Genomic DNA, 22,333 nt, shown 5'->3' with positions numbered 1-22,333 from the left:
CGCGGTTGTTCCGGCCGGCCTGCAGGGCTAGGTTGAAGCTGCCGGTTTCCCCGGCGCCGCATCAGGAACGTTCCGGAAGGACTGCCATGACCATTCGCACAGGGTTCACCGAAGGCGAGGTCTGCTGGACGGATCTGCAGACCAGAGACGTTGCGGCGGCCAAGGAATTCTACTCCGCAGTCTTTGGCTGGCGCTTCAAGGACTTGCCCACCCCGGACGGGCGGAGCTACGCGCAGGCCTATCTGGGCGGGGACCTGGTCACGGTGATTGCGCCGCAGAATCCGCAGCAGCAGTCCGCCGGGGCGCCCGGGCAGTGGAACGTGTATCTTGCCTCCGCCGACGCCGGGGACCTCGCGGCCGCCGTTGTGGATGCCGGCGGAGCACTCGAATTCGGCCCCGAGGCGGTGGGCGGTTCCGGCGTCATGATCTTCTTCGCCCCGCCCGGAGGCGGCACCACCGGTGCCTGGCAGGCCGGAAGCCATTTCGGCACGGCCCGCAGCGGGGAGCCCGGTTCGCTGGCGTGGGCCGAGCTGCTGACGCCCGAGCCGCAGCCCGCCGTCGGCTTCTTCCAGGAGGTCTTCGGGCACGAGGTCACCGAATACCCGCAGGACGACGGCGGCAGGTACTCCACACTCATGGTGGACGGAGCGGAGGTGGCCGGGGTCGCCGCTGTTCCGGCGGAGGCGCAGGGCGCCCTCAGCCCGGGGTGGCAGGTCTACTTCGGGGTATCCAGCGTCGGGGACGCGGTTGCAGCGGCCGTGGCCGCCGGGGGCGTGCTCCTGATTGAGCCGGACGAGGTGGACGAAGCCGGCGCCATCGCCACCCTGGCGGATCCTCAGGGCGGCGTGTTCAGCGTCCTGGAGGTGTAGCGTTCCGCAGCCTTAACCGGGTCGAGGGCCCCGCGGGTGCCGATTTGACGCTGCGAAACGGACGCGGGCCCACGCCGGCAGGGTTCCCTGGCCGAGCCTGCCGGCGGGGGAACCGGTGGGGAGTCCCCGACGCGGCTGTGCCGGGAAGTTAGGCGTAGGCGTTGACCAGCCGGACGGCGCCGCCGTCCACGCCCTTGGCGCCCTGCACGTAGTCCGGGCCGGACTTGAGGACCGAATCAGAGTTGGCCTCCACGGTACCCATGACCCAGGCCGGCAACCCGCGTTCGGTGAGGCGGTTCACCGCGGCATCGGCGGCCTCGGGGGACACAATCGCCACCATGCCTACGCCCAGGTTCAGCGTGCGTTCCAAGTCGGCCAGCGGAACGTTGCCCAGCTCGGCGACGAGCCGGAAGATGGCCGGCAGTTCCCAGGTGGCGCGGTCCACAGTGGCCAGCAGGCCCTGCGGGAGGACGCGGGCCAGGTTGGCGGCGAGGCCGCCGCCTGTGACGTGGCTGAAACCGTGCACGGCCTGGCCGGCTGCGGAGCCGTTGACCGGGAAGGTACGGGCCAGGTCCAGGCAGTCGGCGGCGTAGACCCGGGTCGGTTCCAGGAGTTCCTCACCGAGCGTGCGGCTGAATTCGGAGACGTGCCGGTCCAGTGCCCAGCCGGCGTGGTTGATGACGCGGCGGACCAGGGAGTAGCCGTTGGAGTGCAGCCCGGAGGAGGCCATGCCGATCACCACGTCACCGGCGCGGACGCGGTCCGGGCCGAGGAGCTGGTCGGCTTCGACAACACCGGTGGCGGCACCGGCGACGTCGTACTCGTGCTCGCCCAGCAGGCCCGGGTGCTCGGCGGTCTCGCCGCCCACCAGGGCTGTCCCCGCAACGGAACAGGCGGCTGCGATGCCGCGGACAATGTCGGCGATGCGCTCCGGAACCACTTTGCCGCAGGCGATGTAATCGGTCATGTACAGCGGCTCGGCGCCCACCACCACGATGTCATCGACCACCATGCCGACAAGGTCGAAACCGATGGTGTCGTGGATGTCCATGGCCTGGGCGATGGCCACTTTGGTGCCGACGCCGTCGGTGGACGTCGCCAGCAGCGGGCGCTTGTAGGTGAGCAGTTTGGAGACGTCGTAAAGTCCCGCGAAGCCACCGACGCCGCCCACCACCGAGGAGTTGTGGGTCGCCTTGATGGCGTCCTTCATGAGTTCGACGGCGCGGTCTCCCGCTTCGACGTCGACGCCGGCGGAGGCGTAGGTGATGCCGACGGCGTTCTGGGCGGCATTCATGTCAGCGGCCGGGGAGGCGGGAGTCATACGGGCTCTTTCTTGTCGGCGGCAATGGAGCGATCAATGCGATCGTCGTCGGTGAGCAGGGCTTCGAATTCGGCATCCGGTCCGGGATCGCACCCGGTGGCGCCAGGCTTGGCGGCAGGGTCCTCTGTCAGCGAGGTGCCGGGCTCCACGGCGGCCGGGACAGGCGGAAGACCGCCGAGATCGGTGCGCTCAAGCAGGTTCTTGCCGAGCTTGTCGGCGCCCGGAAGCTCGATCGGGTAGTTGCCGGTGAAGCAGGCGGTACAGAGGCGCTCACGTGGCTGCCGGGTGGCACCGATCATGCCGTCCTCGGAGATGTACGCCAGCGAGTCCGCGCCGATGGCCTGGGAAATCTCGTTGATGGTGGCGCCGTTGGCGATCAGCTCGGCGCGGGACGCGAAGTCGATGCCGTAGAAACACGGCCACTTCACCGGCGGGGAGGAGATCTTGACGTGGACGGAGGCGGCGCCGGCTTCGCGGAGCATCCGGACGATGGCCCGCTGGGTGTTGCCGCGCACGATCGAGTCGTCCACCACCACCACGCGTTTGCCGCGGATCACCGATTCCAGCGCGTTGAGCTTGAGCCGGATCCCCAGCTGGCGGAGCGTCTGGGACGGCTGGATGAACGTCCGGCCCACGTAGGCGTTCTTGACGAAGCCGTGCGCGAAAGGGATGCCGGACTCCTCGGCGTAGCCCACGGCGGCGGGGGTGCCGGACTCCGGGACCGGGATGACGATGTCCGCTTCCTGGGTGTTTTCCCGGGCCAGCTGGCGGCCCATTTCGACGCGGGATTCGTACACGGACCGGCCGGCAATGGAGGCGTCCGGGCGGGCGAGGTAGACGTACTCGAAGACGCAGCCGGCCGGCGTCGCCTCGGCGAAACGCTGGGACCGGACGCCGTCCTCGTCGATCGCGATGAATTCGCCGGGTTCGATTTCGCGGATGAAGCTTGCTCCGACTGTGGCGAGGGCGGACTGCTCGGAGGCGACCACCCAGCCGCGCTCCAGCCGGCCCAGGCACAGCGGGCGGATGCCGTACGTGTCGCGGGCCGCGTAGAGGGTGCCTTCATCCATGAAGACGAAGCAGAAGCCGCCCTTGATTTTGGGCAGCAGCTCCAGGGCGGTCTGTTCCAGCGTCTTGCCCTCCTCGCCCTCGAGCAGGGCTGTGACCAGGGCCGTGTCCGAGGTGTTGCCCTGCTTCATTTCACCGCTGAGGTGTCCGCCGTTGCGGTCCACGATCATGGCTTTGAGCTCGGCGGTATTGGTCAGGTTGCCGTTATGGGCGAGGGCCACGGTCCCGGTGGCGGTGGCGCCCAAGGTGGGCTGCGCGTTGGCCCAATGGCTCGCGCCGGTGGTGGAATACCGGCAGTGGCCGACCGCCAGGTGCCCGGTCAGGGTGTTGAGCGTGGTCTCATCGAAGACCTGGGAGACGAGGCCCATGTCCTTGTAGACGTTGATCCGGGTGCCGTCGCTGGTGGCTATGCCAGCGGACTCCTGACCGCGGTGCTGCAGTGCATACAGCCCGTAATAGGTGAGTTTTGCAACCTCTTCGCCGGGAGCCCAGACCCCGAAGACGCCACAAGCATCCTGGGGGCCTTTTTCGCCAGAGAGAAGATCATGAGAGAGTTTTCCATCGCCGCGTGCCACTGGTTGATTATCTCACGTTGTGCGGCGGGACTTTCCCGGGCGCCGGATTATGACCTCGGGCCGGCTCAGGCCCCCTGCTGGTCCTCCGGCGCGGGCACCGAATCGGGAACGGACTCGACGACGGCGCGCTCCGCCCGGCGGACGCTCAGGCGGTCCAGGATCAGCGCGGCAATGCCACCCACAATGGCCCCGCCCACACCGCAGAGGGTCAGGAAGAAACCGAACACGGAGCCGGCGTCGTAACTCTCATCGCCCGGGACGCCGTACGCGAGGACGGCGGCCACGCCGATGCCCAAAAGCCCGCCGAGGACCAGGAACGGCACGTATTTCGGGGCGCGGCGCACCGTGACCTGGCGCCGTTCGGGGACGTGCTGTTCGCCTGCGGTGCCGGGGTTTTCGGGGGTAGACATGCCGTTAATCGTACTGCCCGGGAAGCATTGCTACCGCCGGGCGGTGGGAGGACACTGAGTGGTGGGGGAGGGCCCGGACCGGCCAAGGAGAACCATGACAGCCTCAGCAGAGCGGATCCGGGATCAGCAGCGGAGCACCTGGGACGAGTTCTCCGCCGGCTGGCGGAAATGGGATGCCGAAGTGCTCAGCTGGCACGCACCGTTCGGCGATACCGTCCTCCAGGAGGCACGGCTCCGCCCGGACTCCGCCGTCCTCGACGTCGCCTCCGGAACCGGCGAGCCGGGTCTCACCGCGGCAACCCTTGCCCCGCGCGGCAGCGTCGTCCTGCTGGACCTCTCGGCGGGCATGCTCCGGGTCGCCGCCGAGAAGGCGGCGGCCCGCGGGCTGCCGAACGTGGCCACCAGGGTGGGCGACGCCGCCGCTCTTCCGTTTGAGGATGCCACCTTCGATGCCGTCCTCTGCCGCTTCGGTTTGATGTTCTTCCCCAGTGTTTCCGGCGCGGTGGATGAAATGGCCCGCGTCGCCAGGCCGGGTTCGCGGATCAGTGCCGCCGTCTGGGGCCGGGCCGCCGAGAACCCGTGGGCCACCCTCATCCTCGGGACGATCGCGCGCCATACCGAACTGCCGGTCCCGGCAACGGGCGCACCCGGGCTGTTCCGGTGCGCCGCAGCGGGATTCATGGCACGGGTCTTTCAGGAAGCAGGGCTGGTCGAGGTCAGCGAGCAGAAGATCAGCACAGACCTGGTCCAGGGCTCACCGGATCTCTACTGGGAGTTCATGACGGAGATCGCGACCACCGTCGGGGTGGGCCTGGCCGGCGCGGACCGGGATTCCCGGGACCTGATCCGGGCGGACGTGTTCCAAATGCTGGGCCGCTACGAACACCGCGGCGCCATCCGGCTTCGTTCCACCGCCACCATCGTGGCGGGCACGCGGGCCTGACCCCAAGCCGGGCAGCCGCCGAGCTTAGGCCTGGATCGCCGGACCCGAGGCGTCGGCGATGATGGCCCGGACGGAGTTGTTGCGCTTGTCGTGGGTGAGTTCCACCAGGCCCAACGCCTCCAGAAGGGGCGGAAGGTACATCCCGAACCGGCCGCGGTATCCCTTCCGCAGCCCGTACCATCCGCCGACCGGGTTTTCCGGATCCCGTCCCCACGCCTCGACGGATCCCTCAGCGGCAGGCTTGTTCTCATCGGCGGCGCCCAGAGGCACCCACTCGCCCCGCTCCATCAGCCACAGCGGCAGGTCTTCGAGGGCGCGGAGATGGTATTTCAAGGTGGTGGAGCCAACCTGGCATACCAGGGCTGGAGGATCGGATACCTCGTCCCGGTACATTGTGTACTCGGAAGTTCCCGGGGCTGTTTTGAGCACCCAGGGGTCCTGACTGGTTCCTGCTGCCACGTGGTGTCCGCCTTCGGTCGGGGCCGGTCTCCGGCGCTGGTTGCACCGATCCTACCCAGTGCGCCGGGGCTGGGGCGAGTGCCTAGACGCCCAGTTGCTCCTTCAACGCAGCAACATGGCCCTGGGCCTTGACCTGGTACTGGGCCAGTGTGACCTTTCCTTCGGGGTCCAGGACCACCGTAGAGCGGACGATTCCTTCGGTGACTTCACCGCGGACCAGCTTTTCGCCCCAGGCTCCGTAGGCCAGCGCCACCGCGTGGTCCTCGTCGGCGAGGAGCGGAAAGGTCAGGGCGAAGTCGCCGGTGAAGTGTGCCAGCGCCTCGGGCGCATCGGGGGAGATGCCCAGCACTTCATAGCCGGATCCCTGCAGGGACGCCAGGTTGTCCCGGAAGTCGCAGGCCTCGGTGGTGCAGCCAGGGGTGGCGGCCTGCGGGTAGAAATACACAATGACGTTCTTGCCGCGGTAATCGGCCAGCGAGACCTGGTGTCCCGCGGCGTCCGGAAGGGAGAAATCCGGGGCCGGGGTTCCGGGCTGCAGCTTGACGGTGAGGTTCTGGCTCATGGGGGTCCTTCGCTGGGAGACAGGTGAGACGTGCTCTGTGGTGCACAACAGCGGGTGCGGATCCGCTATTCCGGCCGCGGGAAGGGACCTGTCAGCCGGCGGCGGACGGGCGGATGGCCCAGCTGAACGCGGTGGCAGCCGGTTCCTTGTACTCGAGGGCGATGCAGCCGTCGTAGCCGAGTTCGCGGCTGCGGGCGATCCAGCTGCCGAGGGGAAGCCCCCCGGTACCGGGAGCCCCGCGGCCAGGGCTGTCGGCGATCTGGAGGTGGCCGAAGTCCTTGGCGTGCTGTTCGATGACGGCGGCGACGTCGTCACCGTTGACCGAGAGATGATAAAAATCGGCGAGGAGCCGGAGGTTCTCCGCACCGGTCTCCTGCCGGACCCGAGAAATGACCTGGAGGGCATCATCTGCCCGGAGCAGCGGGTAGCGCGGGGCGCCGCTGACCGGTTCGAGCAGCACCGTACCGCCGATGCTGGCCACGGCTGCGGCTGCGGCGGCGAGATTCCGGACGGCCAGCTCGTCCTGGGCTTCCGGAGCAATCCCGTCCTGGCGGTTGCCGTAGAGGGCGTTGAACGCGGTGCAGCCGAGCCGCCCGCCGATGCCCGCCACCGCGTCGGCGTTGTCCCGGAACTCGCCGGAACGGCCCGGCCAGGACACCAGCCCCCGGTCCCCGGCCGGCATGTCGCCGGCGTAGAAATTCAGGCCGGCTAGGCGGACGCCTGCATCGGTGATGGCCCGCTCGAAGTCGGTGACCTCGGCGTCACCGGGAACGGAGCCGGCGAAGGGCCACCAGAACTCCACGGCGTCAAAGCCGGCGGCCTTCGCCGCGGCGGGCCGCTCAAGCAGGGGCAACTCGGTCAACAGGATGGAGCAGTTCACGGAATACATCCCAGGCACCGCCGCTACCCTTTCGAGGGGTCCTTGCGGGCCGCCAAGCCCACGAGAGCACCGACGCCGATCCCGATCAGGAGGCCGGTGAACGGCTTGTCGGCGGTGGCGACGCCGATGGCGAAGCCGAGGGCTGCGCCGATCAGCATGCCGATCCACAGGGATTCGTATTTCACCCCCTCAGGCTAGCAAGCTGCGCCTAGGAGAGGTGACCGACGCTTGACATGCTGTCCCAGACCGGGACAGCAAGTCACCGCCTGTCAATAAGCTCAGCTGACCAGGCTGTCTGCAATATCAAGAACTTCATCCAGGATGGCCAGGCCAGTTTGGGCGTCGGTTGCGCTGATGTTGCATGGAGGAACCACGTGAATACGGTTGAAATTCGCGAACGGGAGCAACCCGCGGGACTTGCACGCGGCGACGAGCTGGTTCATTTCCGGGCTGGAACTCCCGTAGGGAGCCATTGGCTCGCGCGTTTCACGGTTCTTGACCAGCTCGATGGCCCAGAAGACCCCTGTTCCGCGCACCTCGCCCACGGACGCGTGATTTTCCGCGAAACCGGCGAGGGCCGGCCCGATCACGGTCTCACTGAGAGTCGCTGCATGCTGCACGATCTGTTCATCCTCCATGGCGTTGATGGTGGCCACAGCGGCCGCAGTTGCCAGCGGATGGCCGGAGTAGGTCAGGCCGCCCGGGTAGACGCGCTGTCCGAAAGTGGCCGCGATTTCGGGGCTGATGGCAACGCCACCCAACGGGACATAGCCGGAATTCACGCCTTTGGCGAAGGTGAGCAGGTCTGGTACGACGTCGAAGTGCTCGGTGGCGAACCATTTGCCGGTCCTGCCGAAGCCCGACATGACCTCGTCGGCGATCAGAATGATGCCGTGCCGGGTGCAAAGATCCCGCACGCCCTGAAGGTAGCCGGGCGGGGGCAGGTAGATTCCGGCGGTCCCCGGAATCGATTCGAGGATCAGCGCCGCGATAGTGGACGGACCTTCAAAACTGACCAGTTGCTCCAAATGTTCCAGGGCGCGCTGGCTTTCCTCTTCCTGCGTCGTGGCATGGAACGCGGTGCGGTACAGGTAAGGCGGGAAGAAGTGGATCGTCCCGGTGCTGGCGTGGTCACTGGCCCAGCGGCGCGGATCCCCTGTGAGGTTCACGGCGAGCTGGGTGCCGCCATGGTAGGAGCGGTAGGCCGAGAGGACCTTGTGCCGGCCGGTGTGGAGCCGGGCCATGCGGACGGCGTGCTCATTGGCATCCGCCCCGCCGTTGGTGAAGAAGATCTTGTCCAGCTCCCCGGGGGTCCGCTCCGCGATCAGCCGGGCTGCCTCCGACCGGGCGTCGTTGACGTAGCTCGGGGCGATGGTGCACAGTTTCGCGGCCTGGGCGGCGATCGCGGAGACGACGGCGGGGTGCTGGTGGCCGATGTTTGTGTTGACCAGTTGGGAGGAGAAATCCAGATACTTCTTGCCCTCACCGTCCCAGACATGGGATCCCTCGGCCGCGGTGATAACCATGGGGTCCAAGAGATCCTGGGCGGACCAGGAGTGGAAGACATGTTTGCGGTCCAGCTCGTACGCCCGGCGGGCGCCTTCGGGGTCGTGCTGCAGCGGCAGAACGCCGCTGTCCAGAGTGGAAGTCATGTCAAGTGCCTTTCTATTGTGGCGCCGGTCAGGCGTTCTGCGGAAAACCGAGGTTGAGGCCGCCGTGGCTGGGATCCAGCCAGCGGGAGGTCACAGCCTTGCCCCGGGTGAAAAACCCGACGCCCTCCGTGCCATGGGCGTGGGTATCGCCGAACAGCGAGTTCTTCCAGCCGCCGAAGGAGTAGTAGGCCATGGGAACAGGCACCGGGACGTTGATGCCGACCATCCCCACTTCCACCTCGTTCTCGAAGCGGCGGGCCGCGCCGCCGTCGTTGGTGAAAATAGCGGTGCCGTTGCCATAGGGGTTGGTGTTGATCAGCTCCAGGGCCTGTTCGTAGCTGTCAACCCGGACCACGGCCAGGACGGGGCCGAAGATCTCGTCCTGGTAGATGGACATGTCCGGCGTGACGTTGTCAAAGAGGGTGGGGCCGACGAAGAAGCCCTCACCTTCCGCATCGGGGGCCACCTTGCGGCCGTCAACTACGAGGGTGGCCCCGGCGGCCTCCCCGGCGTCGACGTAGCCTGCGACCTTGTCGCGGTGGACCGCCGTGACGAGCGGGCCCATGTCGCATCCTCGAAGGCCGTCGCCGGTGCGGAGCGACCGTGTACGCTCAGCAATTTTCGTCACGAGCTCATCGGCTATGCCGCCTACGGCGAGGAGCGCCGAGATGGCCATGCACCGCTCTCCGGCCGAGCCGAACCCGGCGTTCACAGCCGCATCGGCGGCGAGGTCGAGGTCGGCATCGGGCAGGACAATCATGTGGTTTTTGGCGCCGCCGAGGGCCTGCACGCGCTTCCCGTTCGCGGTCGCGGTCTGGTAGACGTATTTGGCGATCGGCGTGGATCCGACAAAGGAGACGGCCTTGATGTCGGGGTCGCTGAGCAGGGCGTCGACAGCCACTTTGTCGCCGTGCAGGACGTTGAAGACGCCGTCCGGAAGGCCGGCTTCCTTCCAGAGCTCGGCCATCCAGTTGATGGCCGTGGGGTCCTTTTCGCTGGGCTTGATGACGACGGTGTTCCCGGCGGCGATGGCGAGCGGAAAGAACCACATGGGCACCATGGCCGGGAAGTTGAACGGGCTGATGATTGCGACCGGTCCGAGTGCTTGCCGGATGGAGTGGACATCCACATTGGTGGAGGCATTCTCCGTGTAGCTGCCTTTGAGCAGGTGCGGGATGCCGCAGGCGAACTCCACGACCTCCTGCCCCCGGGTCACTTCACCGAGGGCGTCATCGAGGACCTTGCCATGCTCGGAGGTGATGATGGCGGCCAGCTCGCCTTTGCGGGCATTGAGCAGTTCGCGGAAGGAGAAGAGGATTTGTGTGCGGCGGGCAATGGAGGTGTCCCGCCAGGCGGGGAACGCGGCCCGGGCCGCCGCGACGGCGGCGCGGCTCTCTTCGTGGCTGGCCAGGGACACCTGGCCGGTGACCTTACCCGTCGCCGGGTTCGTCACGGGGGCAGACCGGCTGCCGGCCGGAACGTAGCTGCCGTTGATCCAGTGCTCAATGACGTTCAAGTAGTTCTCCTAGTGAGGGATGGGCGGTGTCTTTCGTCCAGTGTGTCCGGCACGGAGTTCCACCATAAGAGCCGGTGTGTAAGGAGAATCGTGGTGTGCTTTACGCTTTGTAAATGTTGCCCACCGTCCGCTCAATCCTTGGCCTTCCCGTGCTGCGCGAAGCAGGTCCGCAGATCCTCGGCGGCGAAGGAGCCCTGGATCACCCTGTCCGCTGGGTCCATGTCAGCGAAGTGCTCGACATTTCCGGATTGCTGTCCGGCGGCGAGTTGGTGCTCACCACGGGTCTTGAGCTGGAGAAGGCGCCAGGTCTCACGGCATCGTTCATCCGTTCTCTGGAGGAGGCGGGAGCCTCCGGCCTGATCGTGGAAATCATCGGAAACCGAATGCGCAGCATGGCCGCCCTGCGCGCAGCCGCGCTTGGCACGGCGCTGCCCGTGATCGTCGTCGAACGGCGCGTGCGCTTCGTGCAGATTACGGAGATCGTGCACCGGATGATCGTGGCCGAGCAGTTGGAGCGCGTCGAACGGGCGCGGGACGTCCACGAAGCCTTTACCGTGCTGAGCCTGGAAAGCGCGGGGACGGAGCAAGTCGTGGAACGGGCGGCCGCCATGATCGGCGCTCCCGTGGTTCTGGAGGACCTCTCGCATCTTGTCATCGCATATTCAGCCCGCAGGCTCCAGACCACTGAGCTCCTCGATGACTGGGAACGGAGGTCGCGGACCACACCGTCGGCGCCCGAGACAACGCGGAGCGGGCCCGAGGCGTGGTTGCAGACACCGGTGGGCGTGCGCCGGCAACTCTGGGGGCGGCTCGTTGTTCCCGTGCCGCTCGACGACGACGAGGCGGCGGCCATGGTGCTGGAACGCGCGGCGCAGACGCTTGCCATCAACCGGCTGGCCGAGCGGGACCGGCGCGAGCTGAGCCACCAGGCGCAGGCAGGGCTCCTCAATGCCCTGCGGCAGCCCCGCGGGCTGAGCGAGGGCGAAGCGCAGGCGCGTGCCGCCGCGCTTGGCCTCAGACGCTCGCCATACTATGTGCCGGTTGTGTTCAGGAGCGGCAGAGAAAGCTCCGGTCCCTCACCCGACCACCAGGCGCCCGGGGGAGATCCGCTCGCCGGTCAGCAGGAGGAGCGCGCACTGCTCGAGCAGCTCGCCCGTGCCCTCAAGTCCGTCTCGGGCACCGCGCTGACAGCGAGTATCCGTTCAGGCTCGATCGGAATGATCCTGGCAGTCCCGGCGAAGCAACTCGAAGATCCGATGCTCCAGCGCCTCGCTGGCGCCCTTACCGGGGACACTCCGTCCGGCCCTTCCCTGGCTGGCCTCCGGCCCCCCGGCCACGCTGAGGTGGAGTGGAGCATCGGCGTCGGCCGCCTTCGCGGTTCCCTGCTGGAGGCGGCGGCGGGTATTGATGAGGCCTCCCACGTCGCCGAAACCGCAGCGACCCTGCCGGGGGACCGCAAGCCGTTCTACCGGGCGACCGACGTTCGCCTGCGGGGGCTGCTGGCCTTGCTGCGCAAGGACCCCCGCGTGCAGCAGTTCGTCGAGTCCGAGCTGGCCGGTGTGCTGCACGCCGAAGTCCGGGGCGCGGAAGGCTACCTTGAGCTGCTCGGACAGTACCTTGAGTCCGGTGGCAATAAGGCCGCACTCGCCCGCAACGGCTACCTCAGCCGGCCGACTCTCTACGCCCGTCTGGGCCGGCTTGAGGAGCTTCTCGCCGTCGACCTCGACGACGCCGAATCCAGGACCTCATTGCACGTCGCGCTCCTCCTGTACCGGCTGCGAACCCTGTGACCATGCCGATCCAGCCAGAATGCGATCATTGACGAATGGCGAAGCCCTTTACCCTGACCCAGCTTCGGTATTTCGCGGTGGTGGCAGAGCTCGAAAATATGACGGCCGCGGCCGAACGGCTGCTCGTTACCCAGTCCACCCTCTCCACCGCGATGGCTCAGCTTGAAGCCAGCCTGGCCACGCAGCTGTTTGTTCGTCTGCGGACGCGTGGCCTGCGGCTGACGCCGTCAGGCCGGCAGTTGGCCCAGGACATCAAGGTGCTGCTGGAGCATGCCGATTCCCTGTACGAGTCGGCCCGGGGGCTTGCGACGAGCCTGGTCGGCGAGCTGAAAGTCGGTGTCTTTTCGCCGCTGGCACCGTTCAGGCTCCCGGCAATTCTTCAGACCTTCGAAGGCCAACATCCGGGAGTCGAGGTCTCGTTCCTCGAAGCTGACCTGGCGAGCCTGCAGACCGCCCTGCTGGAAGGGCAGTGCGATGTGGCCCTGATGTACGGGCTCGGTCTGGGCCGAGGGTTTACCAGCACCGTGCTGGAGCGAGTGCCGCCGCACGTGCTGGTCCACGCCGAGCATCCCGCAGCGTCCAGCCCCGAGCGGAGCATCGCGCTGAAGGATCTCGACGGCGAACCATCGGTGGTGCTGGACCTGCCGCACAGCCGCGAATACTACGAGCAGCTCTACCACATCGCCGGAGTGACACCCAATGTGCGGCACCGATTCGCCGGTTATGAAACGGTCCGGTCATTTGTGGCGAAAGGCCACGGGTACGCGGTGCTCAACCAGCGACTCCACAGCGACCTGACGTATTCCGGGGGACGGGTTGTGGCGCTCACCCTGACCGACGATTTTCCCCCGATCGAAGTGATGCTGGTCCGGCCGGAGGGAGTCACCCCGACCCGCAGGGCGCTCGCCTTTGAACAGACGTGCGTCCGTCTTTATGGCGCCGCTCGGCACTAGCCGCGCAATAAGGGCCGCATTGGGGTGCAAGCCCCGAAATTACGCATCGACAAAATCGATTGATTCGCCAAAAACAATCAATTGGACAGATGTGAAGCGGATCACACACAGTTGCTGCAGTGCGGTGATGCCGGAGTCCCTCCGGCGAGAAAATCCCCGCAGCGACGGCCTAGGCCGAATCCTTGAGCTTCAACGCCATGCTGATCAAAGGAGATTCAATGGTTCCGATTCACGCCCCATGTGTCCGCAACGTATCCGGACAAGGGCAGCCCGGCAACACCGCGGTAACAACGGCTGATTTCATTTCCCTGGGCCGTAACGCGCCACAGGGCTTCGGAAACATGGCGCCTCTAGCGTGGCTGTCATGACGATCAACGACATGAAGGACCAGGCACCGCTCCCCGGGGCCGCACTGACGACAACTGCCCAGGACCAGTCCTCCGCCCCCGCAACCCCACGCATCAGCAAGATGCAGAAGCGGGTTCTGGCGGGTGGGAGTATCGGCCAATTCATCGAATTTTACGACTTCACTCTCTACGGCCTTACCGCCGTCATCTTCTCGCAGCTGTTCTTTCCGGGCAGCAATCCTGTCACGGCGCTGCTGGCCACCTTCGCGACGTTCGGCGTAGCGTTCGTTGTCCGTCCCATCGGCGGCTTGTTTTTCGGCGCCCTCGGCGACCGGATCGGCCGACGCCGCGTCCTGACCATCACACTCATCGCCATCGGCGGGGCAACGGCGCTGATGGGGCTCCTCCCGACCTACGGCCAGATCGGCGCCTGGGCACCTGTCCTGCTGGTCCTCTGCCGCCTCATCCAGGGCTTCTCCGCCGGCGGCGAATCCGTGGGGGCGCCGTCCTTTGTCTTCGAGCACGCCCCCGTCAAGAGCCGCGGGTTCTGGCTCAACATCACCATCGCAGCCACGGCGCTGCCCTCCGTCGTAGCCGGGTCGATGATCCTCATCCTCAGCCAGTCCATGCCGAACGAAGAATTCATGGCGTGGGGATGGCGCCTGCCGTTCCTGCTGGCATTGCCACTGGCCCTCTTCGGCGTGTGGATTCGCAGCCGCACCGTGGAAAGCGACGCGTTCAACGAGGCCAAAGCCGCACAGACCAAGGAATTCAGCCCGGTCCGGGAGTCTTTCCGCGAAAACAGGCTCCGCATGGTGCAGGTCATGTTCGTTATGGGTCTCACCGCGATGGGCTTCTACTTCCTCTCGGCCTACTTCGTGTCCTACGTCCAGACCACCGGTCACCTGAGCCGAGAGCAATCGCTGATGGCCAATGCCGCAGCCCTTGCCCTCTACGCCGTTTTGCTTCCCATCGGCGGCCGGCTCAGCGACCGATTGGGCCGTAAACCGATGCTCATTGCAGGTTCCGCCGCGTTGGCCCTGTGCTCGGTTCCGAGTTTCATGCTTGTCACGAGCGGCAGCCTGCCCCTCGCCCTGCTGGGTCAGGCGCTCTTCGTAGTCGCGCTCTGCATCTACGGCGGCGGTTGCTACACCTTCTTCGTCGAGATCTTCACGACCCGGACGCGTTTCACCTCCGCCGCCATCAGCTACAACGGCGCCTATGCACTCTTCGGCGGTACCGCACCGTTCATTGGCACGGCACTCGTCGGGGGCACCGGTGTGCCCCACGCCCCCGGCTTCTACATGGCGGCCGCCGCCCTCGTCGTGCTCCTCCTGGTGCTGTTCACCAAGGTTCCCGAGACCCGCGGGCGCATGGGCTAAGACGCCGCCTGTTCCCCGCCACCGCATCAGACAAAGGACATCCCATGAACTCAGCAGCATTCCTCCAAGACTTCCACCACGTCGCGAACATCGGTGCCACCTCCCACAACGGTGTTGACCGCCAGGCCGCCACAGCGGAGGACGCGCAGACACGCAACTGGTTCTCCGAGTGGGTGCACGACGCCGGATGGGAACTTCGGGTTGATGGAATCGGCAACATGTTCGGGCTGCTGGAGTGGACACCGGGTGCGCCGTATGTGCTCATCGGCTCGCATTTGGACAGCCAGCCGCTCGGCGGACGATTCGACGGAGCATATGGTGTCATCGCCGCGATGCACGCGGCCCGGCGGCTTGAGGCCGAGGTCGCGGAGGGCGGGGCGGCACCTCGGTTCAACCTGGCGGTGGTGAACTGGTTCAACGAGGAGGGCGGCCGTTTCGCCCCGAGCATCATGGGCAGCTCGGTCTTCGCCGGATTGCTGCCGCGGGAGCGGATGCTGGACGTCGCCGACCTGCAGGGCATCACGGTCCGCGACGCGCTGGAAGGCATCGGGTACCTCGGCACATCCGAGGGACCTGACGTCGCCAGCTACGCCGAAATCCATATCGAGCAGGGCCGGATCCTGGAGCGGGAGGGGATCACGATCGGCCTGGTCGACAGCAGTTGGTTCACCCAGAAGCTGGACATTGAAGTGCTGGGCGAACAATCGCACACCGGGGCCACTGCCATGGCCGACCGGCATGACGCCCTGGTTGCGGCGTCCAAGATCATCCTCATGGTCCACGATGTCACCCAGGATTTCGCAGACGAGGCTCTCGTCTCGTCCGTGGGCCAGCTAACCCTTGAACCGAACTCACCCATCGTCGTGGCGCGCAGAGTGCATCTCGTGGCGGACCTTCGCTCGGGCGATCCGGACATCGTTCAGGCAGCCCGAGCCAAGCTCATTGCGGGCATCGACGCACTGGCCCGCGCGCACGACATCAAGGTCAATGTTAAGGACTTTGACATCCGCCCCATCCGCCGCTTTCCCGAGGCCGGCTTGGAACTCGCGGACAAAGTGGCCGCCGAGCTGGGCCTCTCCTCGCGGCGTATCCAGACCATGGCGGGCCACGATTCTGTTGCCATGAACACCGTGGCGCCGTCCGTCATGCTGTTCATCCCCAGTGTGGACGGCGTGTCCCACTGTGAGCGCGAATTCACCACCGACGCCGACATGGTGACCGGGGTGGACATGCTCACCGGAGTCGCCCGCCAGCTCATCGGCGGGGCCCTCGCAGAATCCGCCGCTCTGCCGGCGGCGGTCCAGGTATGACGGAACTGCACTACCTCGACGCCACGACGGCACTGCGGCTTTTCCGGACAAGGGAGCTCTCACCCGTCGAACTGCTGGAAGCGGTGGCCGCGAGGACGGAAGCCGTCAATGGGGGCATTAATGCCCTGACGGAAACCCTGTTCGAGGATGCACTTCCTGCCGCCCGGCAGGCGGCCGCCAGCTACGCCCGCGGCCGCGACCTGGCGCCGCTGCTCGGATTGCCGGTAGCCGCCAAGGAGAAGCACGGGCTCAAGGGGCGCACACTCTCGCAGGGGCTCGTCGCCCGGAAGGGGGATCGTGCCACGGCGGACCACCCCGTCATCGAACGGATCCGGCGTGCAGGTGGAATCATTCATGCCCGCACCACAACGCCGGAATACAGTTGCGCCACGGTCACGCATAGCCCTTTGTGGGGTGTCACCCGCAACCCCTGGAATCCGCAGTACTCCCCGGGCGGCTCCTCGGGCGGCTCCGGGGCGGCGCTGGCCGCCGGACTCGCGCCGCTTGCCACGGCCTCCGACATCGCAGGCTCAACGCGGCTCCCGGCGTCATTCACCGGGACTGTCGGCTACAAGGCGCCGTACGGACGTATTCCTGGCTTGGCGCCGCTCTCCGCGGACCATTACCGCGGTGACGGTCCGATGGCACGGACCGTGGCAGACACGGCCCTCCTGGCAAACGTCATGGCCGGCCGGCATCCCGGGGACCATGCGTCTCTCGACGGCGGACCGGCGCCTTCCGCGCCGGTCGCTGGACCCGCCGCGGTGGCCGGCCTGCGCATCGCGTTGTGCGTCCGGCTGGGGAACTACCCGGTGGCCGCGGACGTGGAGGCCAACACGCGCGCCGTGGCGTCTGCCCTGCGCTCCGCGGGTGCCGTGGTGGAGGAGATCGGCCTGCCCTGGACCACGGAGGAGATCAGCCGGACGATGTTTACGCATTTCGGCTACCTTCTGGGCCCGGCCATGGAAGACGAGACCGCAGAAGCACCCGAGCTTCTTGCCGACTACACCCGGCGCTTCATGGCCGACGCGCGCAAAGCGGCCGGGGAGAACCGCTTCATCGACGGGATCCGGGCGGAAACCCGCATCCAGGCCGAGCTTGCCGCAGCGATGGACGGCTTCGACGCCCTGATCTGCCCGGCTTCCGCCGTCGCTGCCCTGGACGCCGACGGAATGTACCTTGACGGGATCGAGGCCGCGGACGGTGTGCGACTTGACCACTACTGGCAGGGCCATATGACGGCACCCTTCAACATCACCAACCGCTGCCCGGTACTCGCGGTGCCAAGCGGCATGGCCGACTGCGGCATCCCCACGGGGGTCCAGATTGTGGGCCATCCGTTCGATGACGCGACGGTATTCGCGGTGGGTGCCGCCGTCGAGGAATTACTGCCATGGGCGGACCGCCGCCCCAGCCTCCTTGGGCTGGGTGAGTCACGAGTCATGATCTAAATCTCATGGACGCCCTCCATGTCAGGCAGACCAAATCCGGAGATGTCTTAGCTGCGTCAATTGAAAGTCCATGCGACTACTCAACGTCTTATTGGGGGTCGATCACGGCCCCGAGAGCCTGTAGGCCCCTTGCGCCTTCTTCGGTCAGGTACTGCTCGAAATAAGAGGCGATTGCATTGCGCGCGGAGTCGCCGGCGGCGGCGCTATTGCCCTCGGCGTCGTTGCCCGAGACCCACACCGCGGTGTGGGCGTTGTGGTGGGCGGCAAGCGCGGATGTGCTTATAGTCGGATCATGGAACAGCGAATCTTGGGCAAGACCGGACGGAACGTCTCCATCGTTGGATTGGGGACCTGGCAGCTGGGCTCGGACTGGGGCAACGTGGACCCCGCGCAGGCGCAGGCCATCCTGGCCGCGTCCGCGGAGGCCGGGGTCACGTTCTTCGACACCGCGGACGTGTACGGCGACGGCCGCAGCGAGCAGGCCATCGGCGCGTTCCTGGCGGCCAACCCGGGCCTGGAGATCACAGTGGCCACCAAAATGGGGCGCCGGGCCGAGCAGCAGCCGCAGAACTACAACCTCGCCAACTTCCGCGAGTGGACCGACCGGTCCCGGCGCAACCTTGGCGTCGAGCAGCTGGACCTGGTCCAGCTGCACTGCCCGCCCACCGCCGTGTACAGCAGCGCTGAAGTCTACGACGCCCTGGATGCGCTCGTGGCGGACGGTGCCATCCGCAACTACGGCGTCAGCGTCGAGCGGACCGACGAAGCCCTTGAAGCCATCCGCCACGAGGGCACGGCGACGGTGCAGATCATCCTCAACGCCTTCCGGCTCAAACCGCTGGATGACGTGCTGCCCGCGGCGCAGGCAGCCGGCGTCGGCATCATCGCCCGCGTACCGCTCGCCTCGGGGCTGCTTTCCGGCAAGTACACCGCGGACACCTACTTCGCGGCGGATGACCACCGGAACTACAACCGCACCGGCTCGGCGTTCGACGTCGGGGAGACCTTCTCCGGCGTGGACTTCACGCAGGGCCTGGCAGCGGTTGCCGAGTTCGAAGAACTAGTGCCCGACGGCGTCAGCACCGCCCAGGCGGCCATCGCCTGGATCACGGCCCAGGACGGCGTCAGCACGGTGATCCCCGGCGCGCGGAACCCGGAGCAGGCCCGCGCCAACGCCGAAGCGGCGGTGGCCGGCGGCATTGACGCCACGTTCGATGTCGGCGTCCACGAAATCTACGACCGCCACTTCCGCCCCGCCATCCACCCCCGCTGGTAGCGCCTGCGTTGTGGTTGGCATGCCGGCCGTCACCGAAGGCGGGTACCAGAGGCGTCCGCCTTCAACGCGGGCGAAGGACGTCAGGGTGTGGGGCTTGGCGGAGGCCGCCGTCATGATGTCCAGCACCGCTACGTTCCGGACCAGCAACGCGTCGCCGATCAGCGACCGGTGGCAGCGCCACGGGACGGCTTCCGCGCACATGATGGCCGCATCGCTGCTCCGCCCCCGTTCCACCAGCTCACCGACGGCGGCGGCAAACTCCTCGGTCTGCATATAGTCCGCGTAGCCCCGGAACGACGCGTTCCGCCAGGCGCCGTTGGGACTGTCTTTACTGGTATGCCGCAGGCCGCCCAGGGAAGCCATCCGGCGGTAGGTGATCCCGCCGGCCCGCACGCTCGCCGCGAGCGAGTCCTCGTTGAACTGCGGATTGTGCCGCGACTTCGGAACGGTGCGCACATCGATCAGCTTCTTGACTCCGTGGGCCCGGAGCAGGCCGAGAAATTCGTCGATGGGATGAGTGGAGTGCCCCACCGTGAAGATGGTCATGTCCGTCATGCCCCCAATAATAGGGGAAAGGGGAGCCGGTGCCTGCGGTACAGCGGCCCGGATAGTCTGACTGGCCTGCGAGCAGAAGGGAACCGGCGGAACATGACGGCATCCTCGATCGAAGGGTTCGTTGAGCGGCTCGCCGCGGTGGAGACCGGGCCGGCATGCCACAACTTTTTCGACCACACGGCACCCGGAAACGCCCAGCGGCGGCGGAACCTGGCGATCTACCTGCAGGAACTGCTGGACCGCTCCCCGCAGGTGCTGCTGGTGGGTGAAGCGCCCGGCTTTCGCGGCATGAGAATGACCGGCGTTCCCTTTACCAACAGGACCATGTTCGGGGGTCCCGCGAACAGTCTGGGGATGTTCGGGCCGGAAAAGGGCTACATGCTGCCGGCCGATGCCCCAGGCGTCGCGGCTGAGCCGACAGCCACAGTGATGTGGGAGGTGCTGGCCGAACTCGACTTCCTCCCCCTGCTGTGGAGCGCCTGCCCCTGGCACACCCACCAGCCCGGCAGGCCGCTGTCCAACCGCACCCCAACGGCCGCCGAAGCCGCCCTCGGAACTTCCTTCTGGCAGGAGCTCGCCGGGATCTTTCAGATCGAGGCCGTGGTGGCCGTGGGGAATGTGGCCCACCGCAGCCTGCAGCGGAGCGGCCTGGAGGCGCCGAAAATTAGGCATCCTGCCCATGGCGGCCGGTCCGGTTTCAAACAGGGACTCGAACGGCTGCTCGCCGCCGGCATCGCCCAATAAAGTCCCGGGGCGTTATCTGCCGCAGGTGCGTCCGGTGTCCGCAGTGCCCGGCACGTTAGTGTGGGAAGAGACCCACCCTCGGACGAAAGGCAATGGCATGAATGATCCGAACGAACCCGGCACCGACCCCGCAGACCTGCGCGGTCCCGGGGACCCGGACGCCGTCGAAGTCCGCCAGCCGCACGCCGAACCCGGTCAGGGCGGGAACATCCGCGAGGACCAGCTGACCCAGGCCGCCGGGACGGTTCCGGCCGCCTATGTCGGTTCCGGCGCTCCGGAGGCGGAGGACAAACCGGAAGACGCCGCCGACGCCGGTACCTGGGATGACCGGATCTGACCGGCCGCCGCTGTGCCGGACCGTTGTTTCATAGCTCCGGCACAGCTGACTGGCTAGCTTAGGCATTTATGGACGAGACCACCCCGCAGCAGCGCAGAAGCCGTCCCGGCAGTAGCGGTCTGACCCGACGGCCGCGGACCCGGGCGTTCCGCCGCGCCCGGGCAGCCTTGCTGGCGGTCTGCGCCGCCGTCCTGGCTGTGGCGCTCGGTGTCGGCATTCACTCCGCCACGCAGTCCCGGCCTGCAAACTCCGGGCAGGCCGGTGCCCCGTCAAACGGTGGAACGGGCAGCCCCGCGTCTGTGCCGGCGTCGGATGTGGCGGCCGTGGATCCGGAGCTGGACGCCCGGATCGACGCCATCATCGAAGGCGCCAGCGACTACGAGATCGGCGTCGCACTCCTTGATCTGTCGGACGGAGGGCAAGCGGCCGGAGCCGTGCATCACTACGGTGTGGACGGGGCCTTCGTCGCCGCGAGCACAGCCAAGGTTCTGGCCGCCGAGGCGTACTACCATCTGGTGGAAACCGGAGGGGCCTCGCTCGATGATCCGCTGGGGGCCTACACCGCGGGCTTCCAGCTGCAGGAAATGATCCAGCACAGCGACAACGACTCCTGGTCACTGATCATGGACGCCGTGGGCTACGAGGAGCTGACGGAGTATGCCGCCTCGATGGGCGTGGACTACAACCCCGAAGGCAACGAGCTCACCCCCGCGGACATGGCCCGGATCCTCGCCGGGCTCTACTCGGGAACGCTGCTGGAACCGGCCAACACCGCCCAGCTGCTGGGCTATATGCAGAACACCAACGACGAGACCCTCATCCCGGCGGCCACACCCCCCGGTATCACCGTGTTCCACAAGTACGGCCTGCTGGAGGGGGAACTGCACGACGCCGGCATCCTCGCCCGGGACGGTACCGCCTACGCCCTGGTGGTTTACACCAAAGGCGCGGACCTCAGCAGCGTCCCGGAACGGACCGGCGTCATCCACGAGGTGACGGAGGCCGTCGTCGAAGCCCTGTTCTAAAGGTCAGGTGCTTCAGCGGCACGGCCTCCGCCGTCAGCTCGGGACGGGGGAGTTACTTCGCCAGGAACTTCAGCAGCAGCTCATTGACCTCAGCGGCGTGGGTCCACAACATGCCGTGCGGGGCGCCCTCGATTTCCACATACTCGGCACTGGGCAGCGCCTTGGTGAACTGCCGGCCCGCGGTGTCGATCGGGAGGATGTTGTCTGCGGTGCCGTGGACGATCAGCGCCGGGACGTCGATCTTGGGAATGTCGGCGCGGAAGTCCGTGAGCCAGCTGGGCTGCGCGGCGGCCGACGCGGTGGGGCCCCCGGAGGTTGCCAGGTTCCAGCCCGCACGCATGACTTCCTCACTGAGCCGGGGGGTGCCCAGAAAGGTGTCGCTGTTGTAGAAATTCTTGAAGAAATCGGTGAAGAAGGCGTACCGGTCGGCGGTCACGGCTTCATGCAGACCGTCGAACACGGACTGCGGAACGCCGGCCGGGTTGTCGTCGGTCTGCAGCAGGTAGGGCTCCAGCGAGCCGAGGAACACAGCCTTCGCCACCCGGGCCGACCCGTAGGTGCCCAGGTACCGGCCTACTTCGCCGGTTCCCATCGAGAAGCCCACCAGCACGGCCCCGTTCAGGTCCAGGGTGGTGAGCAGGGTGTCGAGGTCCGCGGCGAAGGTGTCGTAGTCGTAGCCGTCCGTGGGCTTGCTGGACTGGCCGAAGCCGCGGCGGTCGTAAGTGATGACGCGGTACCCGGCGCCCAGCAGGGCAGTGGTTTGCTTCTCCCAGGACGATCCGTCCAGTGGATAACCGTGGATCAGCACCACCGGCTGCCCTGCTCCGTGGTCTTCGTAGTAGAGCTCGATGTCGGTGCTGTTCTCGGTTCCAACCTTGATGTAAGCCATATGAGCAGTCCTCTCGGTA

General features: G+C 66.9%; 21 protein-coding genes and 1 pseudogene. 11 read left to right on the top strand and 11 right to left on the bottom strand.

All coding sequences use genetic code 11. The features are described 5' to 3' along the window. Nucleotides 1-86: 86 nt before the first annotated feature. Nucleotides 87-869, top strand: a complete 783-nt coding sequence (locus VUN84_16265; protein XAS63827.1) for a VOC family protein — start codon at nt 87-89, stop codon at nt 867-869. Between the two features lie 148 nt (nt 870-1,017). Here the strand turns inward: VUN84_16265 and purM are convergent, their stop codons facing one another. The 3 genes from purM to VUN84_16250 form a co-directional block, all read right to left on the bottom strand. Further along, nucleotides 1,018-2,190 carry a phosphoribosylformylglycinamidine cyclo-ligase gene (purM, locus tag VUN84_16260; GenBank protein XAS63826.1) on the bottom strand — a complete coding sequence of 391 codons (1,173 nt, stop codon included), beginning with the start codon at nt 2,188-2,190 and terminating at the stop codon, nt 1,018-1,020. After that, complete coding sequence (purF, locus tag VUN84_16255) at nt 2,187-3,833, bottom strand: amidophosphoribosyltransferase (protein XAS63825.1); 1,647 nt, start codon at nt 3,831-3,833, stop codon at nt 2,187-2,189. The genes purM and purF overlap by 4 nt, the downstream gene beginning before the upstream one ends. 65 nt (nt 3,834-3,898) lie before the next feature. Next, nucleotides 3,899-4,243, bottom strand: coding sequence for a hypothetical protein (locus VUN84_16250; GenBank protein ID XAS63824.1), 345 nt, complete (start codon nt 4,241-4,243; stop codon nt 3,899-3,901). Nucleotides 4,244-4,337: 94 nt separating this feature from the next. On the opposite strand from VUN84_16250, the gene VUN84_16245 reads away from it, so the two are divergent. Beyond that, nucleotides 4,338-5,186: a methyltransferase domain-containing protein gene (locus VUN84_16245; GenBank protein XAS63823.1), complete on the top strand. Its 849-nt coding sequence runs from the start codon at nt 4,338-4,340 to the stop codon at nt 5,184-5,186. Between the two features lie 24 nt (nt 5,187-5,210). On the opposite strand, the gene VUN84_16240 is transcribed toward VUN84_16245, so the two are convergent. The 6 genes from VUN84_16240 to VUN84_16215 form a co-directional block, all read right to left on the bottom strand. After that, nucleotides 5,211-5,645 (bottom strand): hypothetical protein, encoded by a 435-nt coding sequence (locus VUN84_16240; GenBank protein XAS63822.1) that lies wholly within the window; start codon nt 5,643-5,645, stop codon nt 5,211-5,213. 82 nt (nt 5,646-5,727) lie between these two features. Beyond that, complete coding sequence (bcp, locus tag VUN84_16235) at nt 5,728-6,207, bottom strand: thioredoxin-dependent thiol peroxidase (protein XAS63821.1); 480 nt, start codon at nt 6,205-6,207, stop codon at nt 5,728-5,730. A gap of 91 nt (nt 6,208-6,298) precedes the next feature. Continuing rightward, nucleotides 6,299-7,096, bottom strand: a complete 798-nt coding sequence (locus tag VUN84_16230; protein XAS65881.1) for a TIM barrel protein — start codon at nt 7,094-7,096, stop codon at nt 6,299-6,301. A gap of 14 nt (nt 7,097-7,110) precedes the next feature. Next, complete coding sequence (locus VUN84_16225) at nt 7,111-7,272, bottom strand: hypothetical protein (protein XAS63820.1); 162 nt, start codon at nt 7,270-7,272, stop codon at nt 7,111-7,113. Nucleotides 7,273-7,365: 93 nt separating this feature from the next. Next, the gene (locus VUN84_16220; protein ID XAS63819.1) at nt 7,366-8,739 is read right to left on the bottom strand and encodes an aspartate aminotransferase family protein; all 1,374 of its coding nucleotides are present in this window, start codon (nt 8,737-8,739) and stop codon (nt 7,366-7,368) included. 28 nt (nt 8,740-8,767) lie between these two features. Beyond that, on the bottom strand, nt 8,768-10,255 hold the full coding sequence (locus VUN84_16215; protein ID XAS63818.1) for a CoA-acylating methylmalonate-semialdehyde dehydrogenase: 1,488 nt from the start codon (nt 10,253-10,255) through the stop codon (nt 8,768-8,770). A 113-nt stretch (nt 10,256-10,368) separates the two neighbouring features. Here VUN84_16215 and VUN84_16210 point away from each other — a divergent pair, with 113 nt between their 5' ends. The 6 genes from VUN84_16210 (at nt 10,369) to VUN84_16185 (ending at nt 18,764) form a co-directional block, all read left to right on the top strand. Beyond that, complete coding sequence (locus VUN84_16210; GenBank protein ID XAS63817.1) at nt 10,369-12,045, top strand: PucR family transcriptional regulator ligand-binding domain-containing protein; 1,677 nt, start codon at nt 10,369-10,371, stop codon at nt 12,043-12,045. A 35-nt stretch (nt 12,046-12,080) separates the two neighbouring features. Continuing rightward, the gene (locus VUN84_16205) at nt 12,081-12,998 is read left to right on the top strand and encodes a LysR family transcriptional regulator (protein XAS63816.1); all 918 of its coding nucleotides are present in this window, start codon (nt 12,081-12,083) and stop codon (nt 12,996-12,998) included. A gap of 364 nt (nt 12,999-13,362) precedes the next feature. After that, nucleotides 13,363-14,727, top strand: coding sequence for an MFS transporter (locus VUN84_16200; protein XAS63815.1), 1,365 nt, complete (start codon nt 13,363-13,365; stop codon nt 14,725-14,727). 44 nt (nt 14,728-14,771) lie between these two features. Then, nucleotides 14,772-16,037, top strand: a complete 1,266-nt coding sequence (locus VUN84_16195; GenBank protein ID XAS63814.1) for a M20 family metallo-hydrolase — start codon at nt 14,772-14,774, stop codon at nt 16,035-16,037. Then, nucleotides 16,034-17,488 carry an amidase gene (locus VUN84_16190; protein ID XAS63813.1) on the top strand — a complete coding sequence of 485 codons (1,455 nt, stop codon included), beginning with the start codon at nt 16,034-16,036 and terminating at the stop codon, nt 17,486-17,488. The genes VUN84_16195 and VUN84_16190 overlap by 4 nt, the downstream gene beginning before the upstream one ends. Before the next feature lie 292 nt (nt 17,489-17,780). Beyond that, nucleotides 17,781-18,764, top strand: coding sequence for an aldo/keto reductase (locus tag VUN84_16185; protein ID XAS63812.1), 984 nt, complete (start codon nt 17,781-17,783; stop codon nt 18,762-18,764). 156 nt (nt 18,765-18,920) lie between these two features. Here the strand turns inward: VUN84_16185 and VUN84_16180 are convergent. Continuing rightward, nucleotides 18,921-19,310, bottom strand: a pseudogene (locus VUN84_16180) (DUF488 domain-containing protein). A 102-nt stretch (nt 19,311-19,412) separates the two neighbouring features. On the opposite strand from VUN84_16180, the gene VUN84_16175 reads away from it, so the two are divergent. The 3 genes from VUN84_16175 (at nt 19,413) to VUN84_16165 (ending at nt 21,425) form a co-directional block, all read left to right on the top strand. After that, nucleotides 19,413-20,063, top strand: coding sequence for a uracil-DNA glycosylase (locus tag VUN84_16175; GenBank protein XAS63811.1), 651 nt, complete (start codon nt 19,413-19,415; stop codon nt 20,061-20,063). Nucleotides 20,064-20,160: 97 nt separating this feature from the next. Further along, nucleotides 20,161-20,400, top strand: a complete 240-nt coding sequence (locus VUN84_16170; GenBank protein XAS63810.1) for a hypothetical protein — start codon at nt 20,161-20,163, stop codon at nt 20,398-20,400. 68 nt (nt 20,401-20,468) lie between these two features. Next, on the top strand, nt 20,469-21,425 hold the full coding sequence (locus tag VUN84_16165; GenBank protein XAS63809.1) for a serine hydrolase: 957 nt from the start codon (nt 20,469-20,471) through the stop codon (nt 21,423-21,425). Between the two features lie 52 nt (nt 21,426-21,477). On the opposite strand, the gene VUN84_16160 is transcribed toward VUN84_16165, so the two are convergent. Continuing rightward, entirely contained in the window at nt 21,478-22,314 is an 837-nt protein-coding gene (locus VUN84_16160) for an alpha/beta hydrolase (protein ID XAS63808.1), read from the bottom strand. Nucleotides 22,315-22,333 lie beyond the last annotated feature (19 nt).

The organism is Micrococcaceae bacterium Sec5.8 (assembly GCA_039636775.1).
Lineage (GTDB): Bacteria > Actinomycetota > Actinomycetes > Actinomycetales > Micrococcaceae > Arthrobacter.
The sequence above is the reverse complement of the archived record's forward strand: the minus strand, read 5'-3'. Positions and strand labels throughout refer to the sequence as shown.

Excerpts from the sequence above, each read along its gene's own strand:
- VUN84_16265 (XAS63827.1), top strand. The coding sequence starts at position 87 with ATGACCATTCGCACAGGGTTCACCGAAGGCGAGGTCTGCTGGACGGAT.
- purM (XAS63826.1), bottom strand. The coding sequence starts at position 2,190 with ATGACTCCCGCCTCCCCGGCCGCTGACATGAATGCCGCCCAGAACGCC.
- VUN84_16250 (XAS63824.1), bottom strand. The coding sequence starts at position 4,243 with ATGTCTACCCCCGAAAACCCCGGCACCGCAGGCGAACAGCACGTCCCC.
- VUN84_16245 (XAS63823.1), top strand. The coding sequence starts at position 4,338 with ATGACAGCCTCAGCAGAGCGGATCCGGGATCAGCAGCGGAGCACCTGG.
- bcp (XAS63821.1), bottom strand. The coding sequence starts at position 6,207 with ATGAGCCAGAACCTCACCGTCAAGCTGCAGCCCGGAACCCCGGCCCCG.
- VUN84_16230 (XAS65881.1), bottom strand. The coding sequence starts at position 7,096 with ATGTATTCCGTGAACTGCTCCATCCTGTTGACCGAGTTGCCCCTGCTT.
- VUN84_16220 (XAS63819.1), bottom strand. The coding sequence starts at position 8,739 with ATGACTTCCACTCTGGACAGCGGCGTTCTGCCGCTGCAGCACGACCCC.
- VUN84_16210 (XAS63817.1), top strand. The coding sequence starts at position 10,369 with ATGTTGCCCACCGTCCGCTCAATCCTTGGCCTTCCCGTGCTGCGCGAA.
- VUN84_16205 (XAS63816.1), top strand. The coding sequence starts at position 12,081 with ATGGCGAAGCCCTTTACCCTGACCCAGCTTCGGTATTTCGCGGTGGTG.
- VUN84_16200 (XAS63815.1), top strand. The coding sequence starts at position 13,363 with ATGACGATCAACGACATGAAGGACCAGGCACCGCTCCCCGGGGCCGCA.
- VUN84_16195 (XAS63814.1), top strand. The coding sequence starts at position 14,772 with ATGAACTCAGCAGCATTCCTCCAAGACTTCCACCACGTCGCGAACATC.
- VUN84_16190 (XAS63813.1), top strand. The coding sequence starts at position 16,034 with ATGACGGAACTGCACTACCTCGACGCCACGACGGCACTGCGGCTTTTC.
- VUN84_16185 (XAS63812.1), top strand. The coding sequence starts at position 17,781 with ATGGAACAGCGAATCTTGGGCAAGACCGGACGGAACGTCTCCATCGTT.
- VUN84_16175 (XAS63811.1), top strand. The coding sequence starts at position 19,413 with ATGACGGCATCCTCGATCGAAGGGTTCGTTGAGCGGCTCGCCGCGGTG.
- VUN84_16170 (XAS63810.1), top strand. The coding sequence starts at position 20,161 with ATGAATGATCCGAACGAACCCGGCACCGACCCCGCAGACCTGCGCGGT.
- VUN84_16165 (XAS63809.1), top strand. The coding sequence starts at position 20,469 with ATGGACGAGACCACCCCGCAGCAGCGCAGAAGCCGTCCCGGCAGTAGC.
- VUN84_16160 (XAS63808.1), bottom strand. The coding sequence starts at position 22,314 with ATGGCTTACATCAAGGTTGGAACCGAGAACAGCACCGACATCGAGCTC.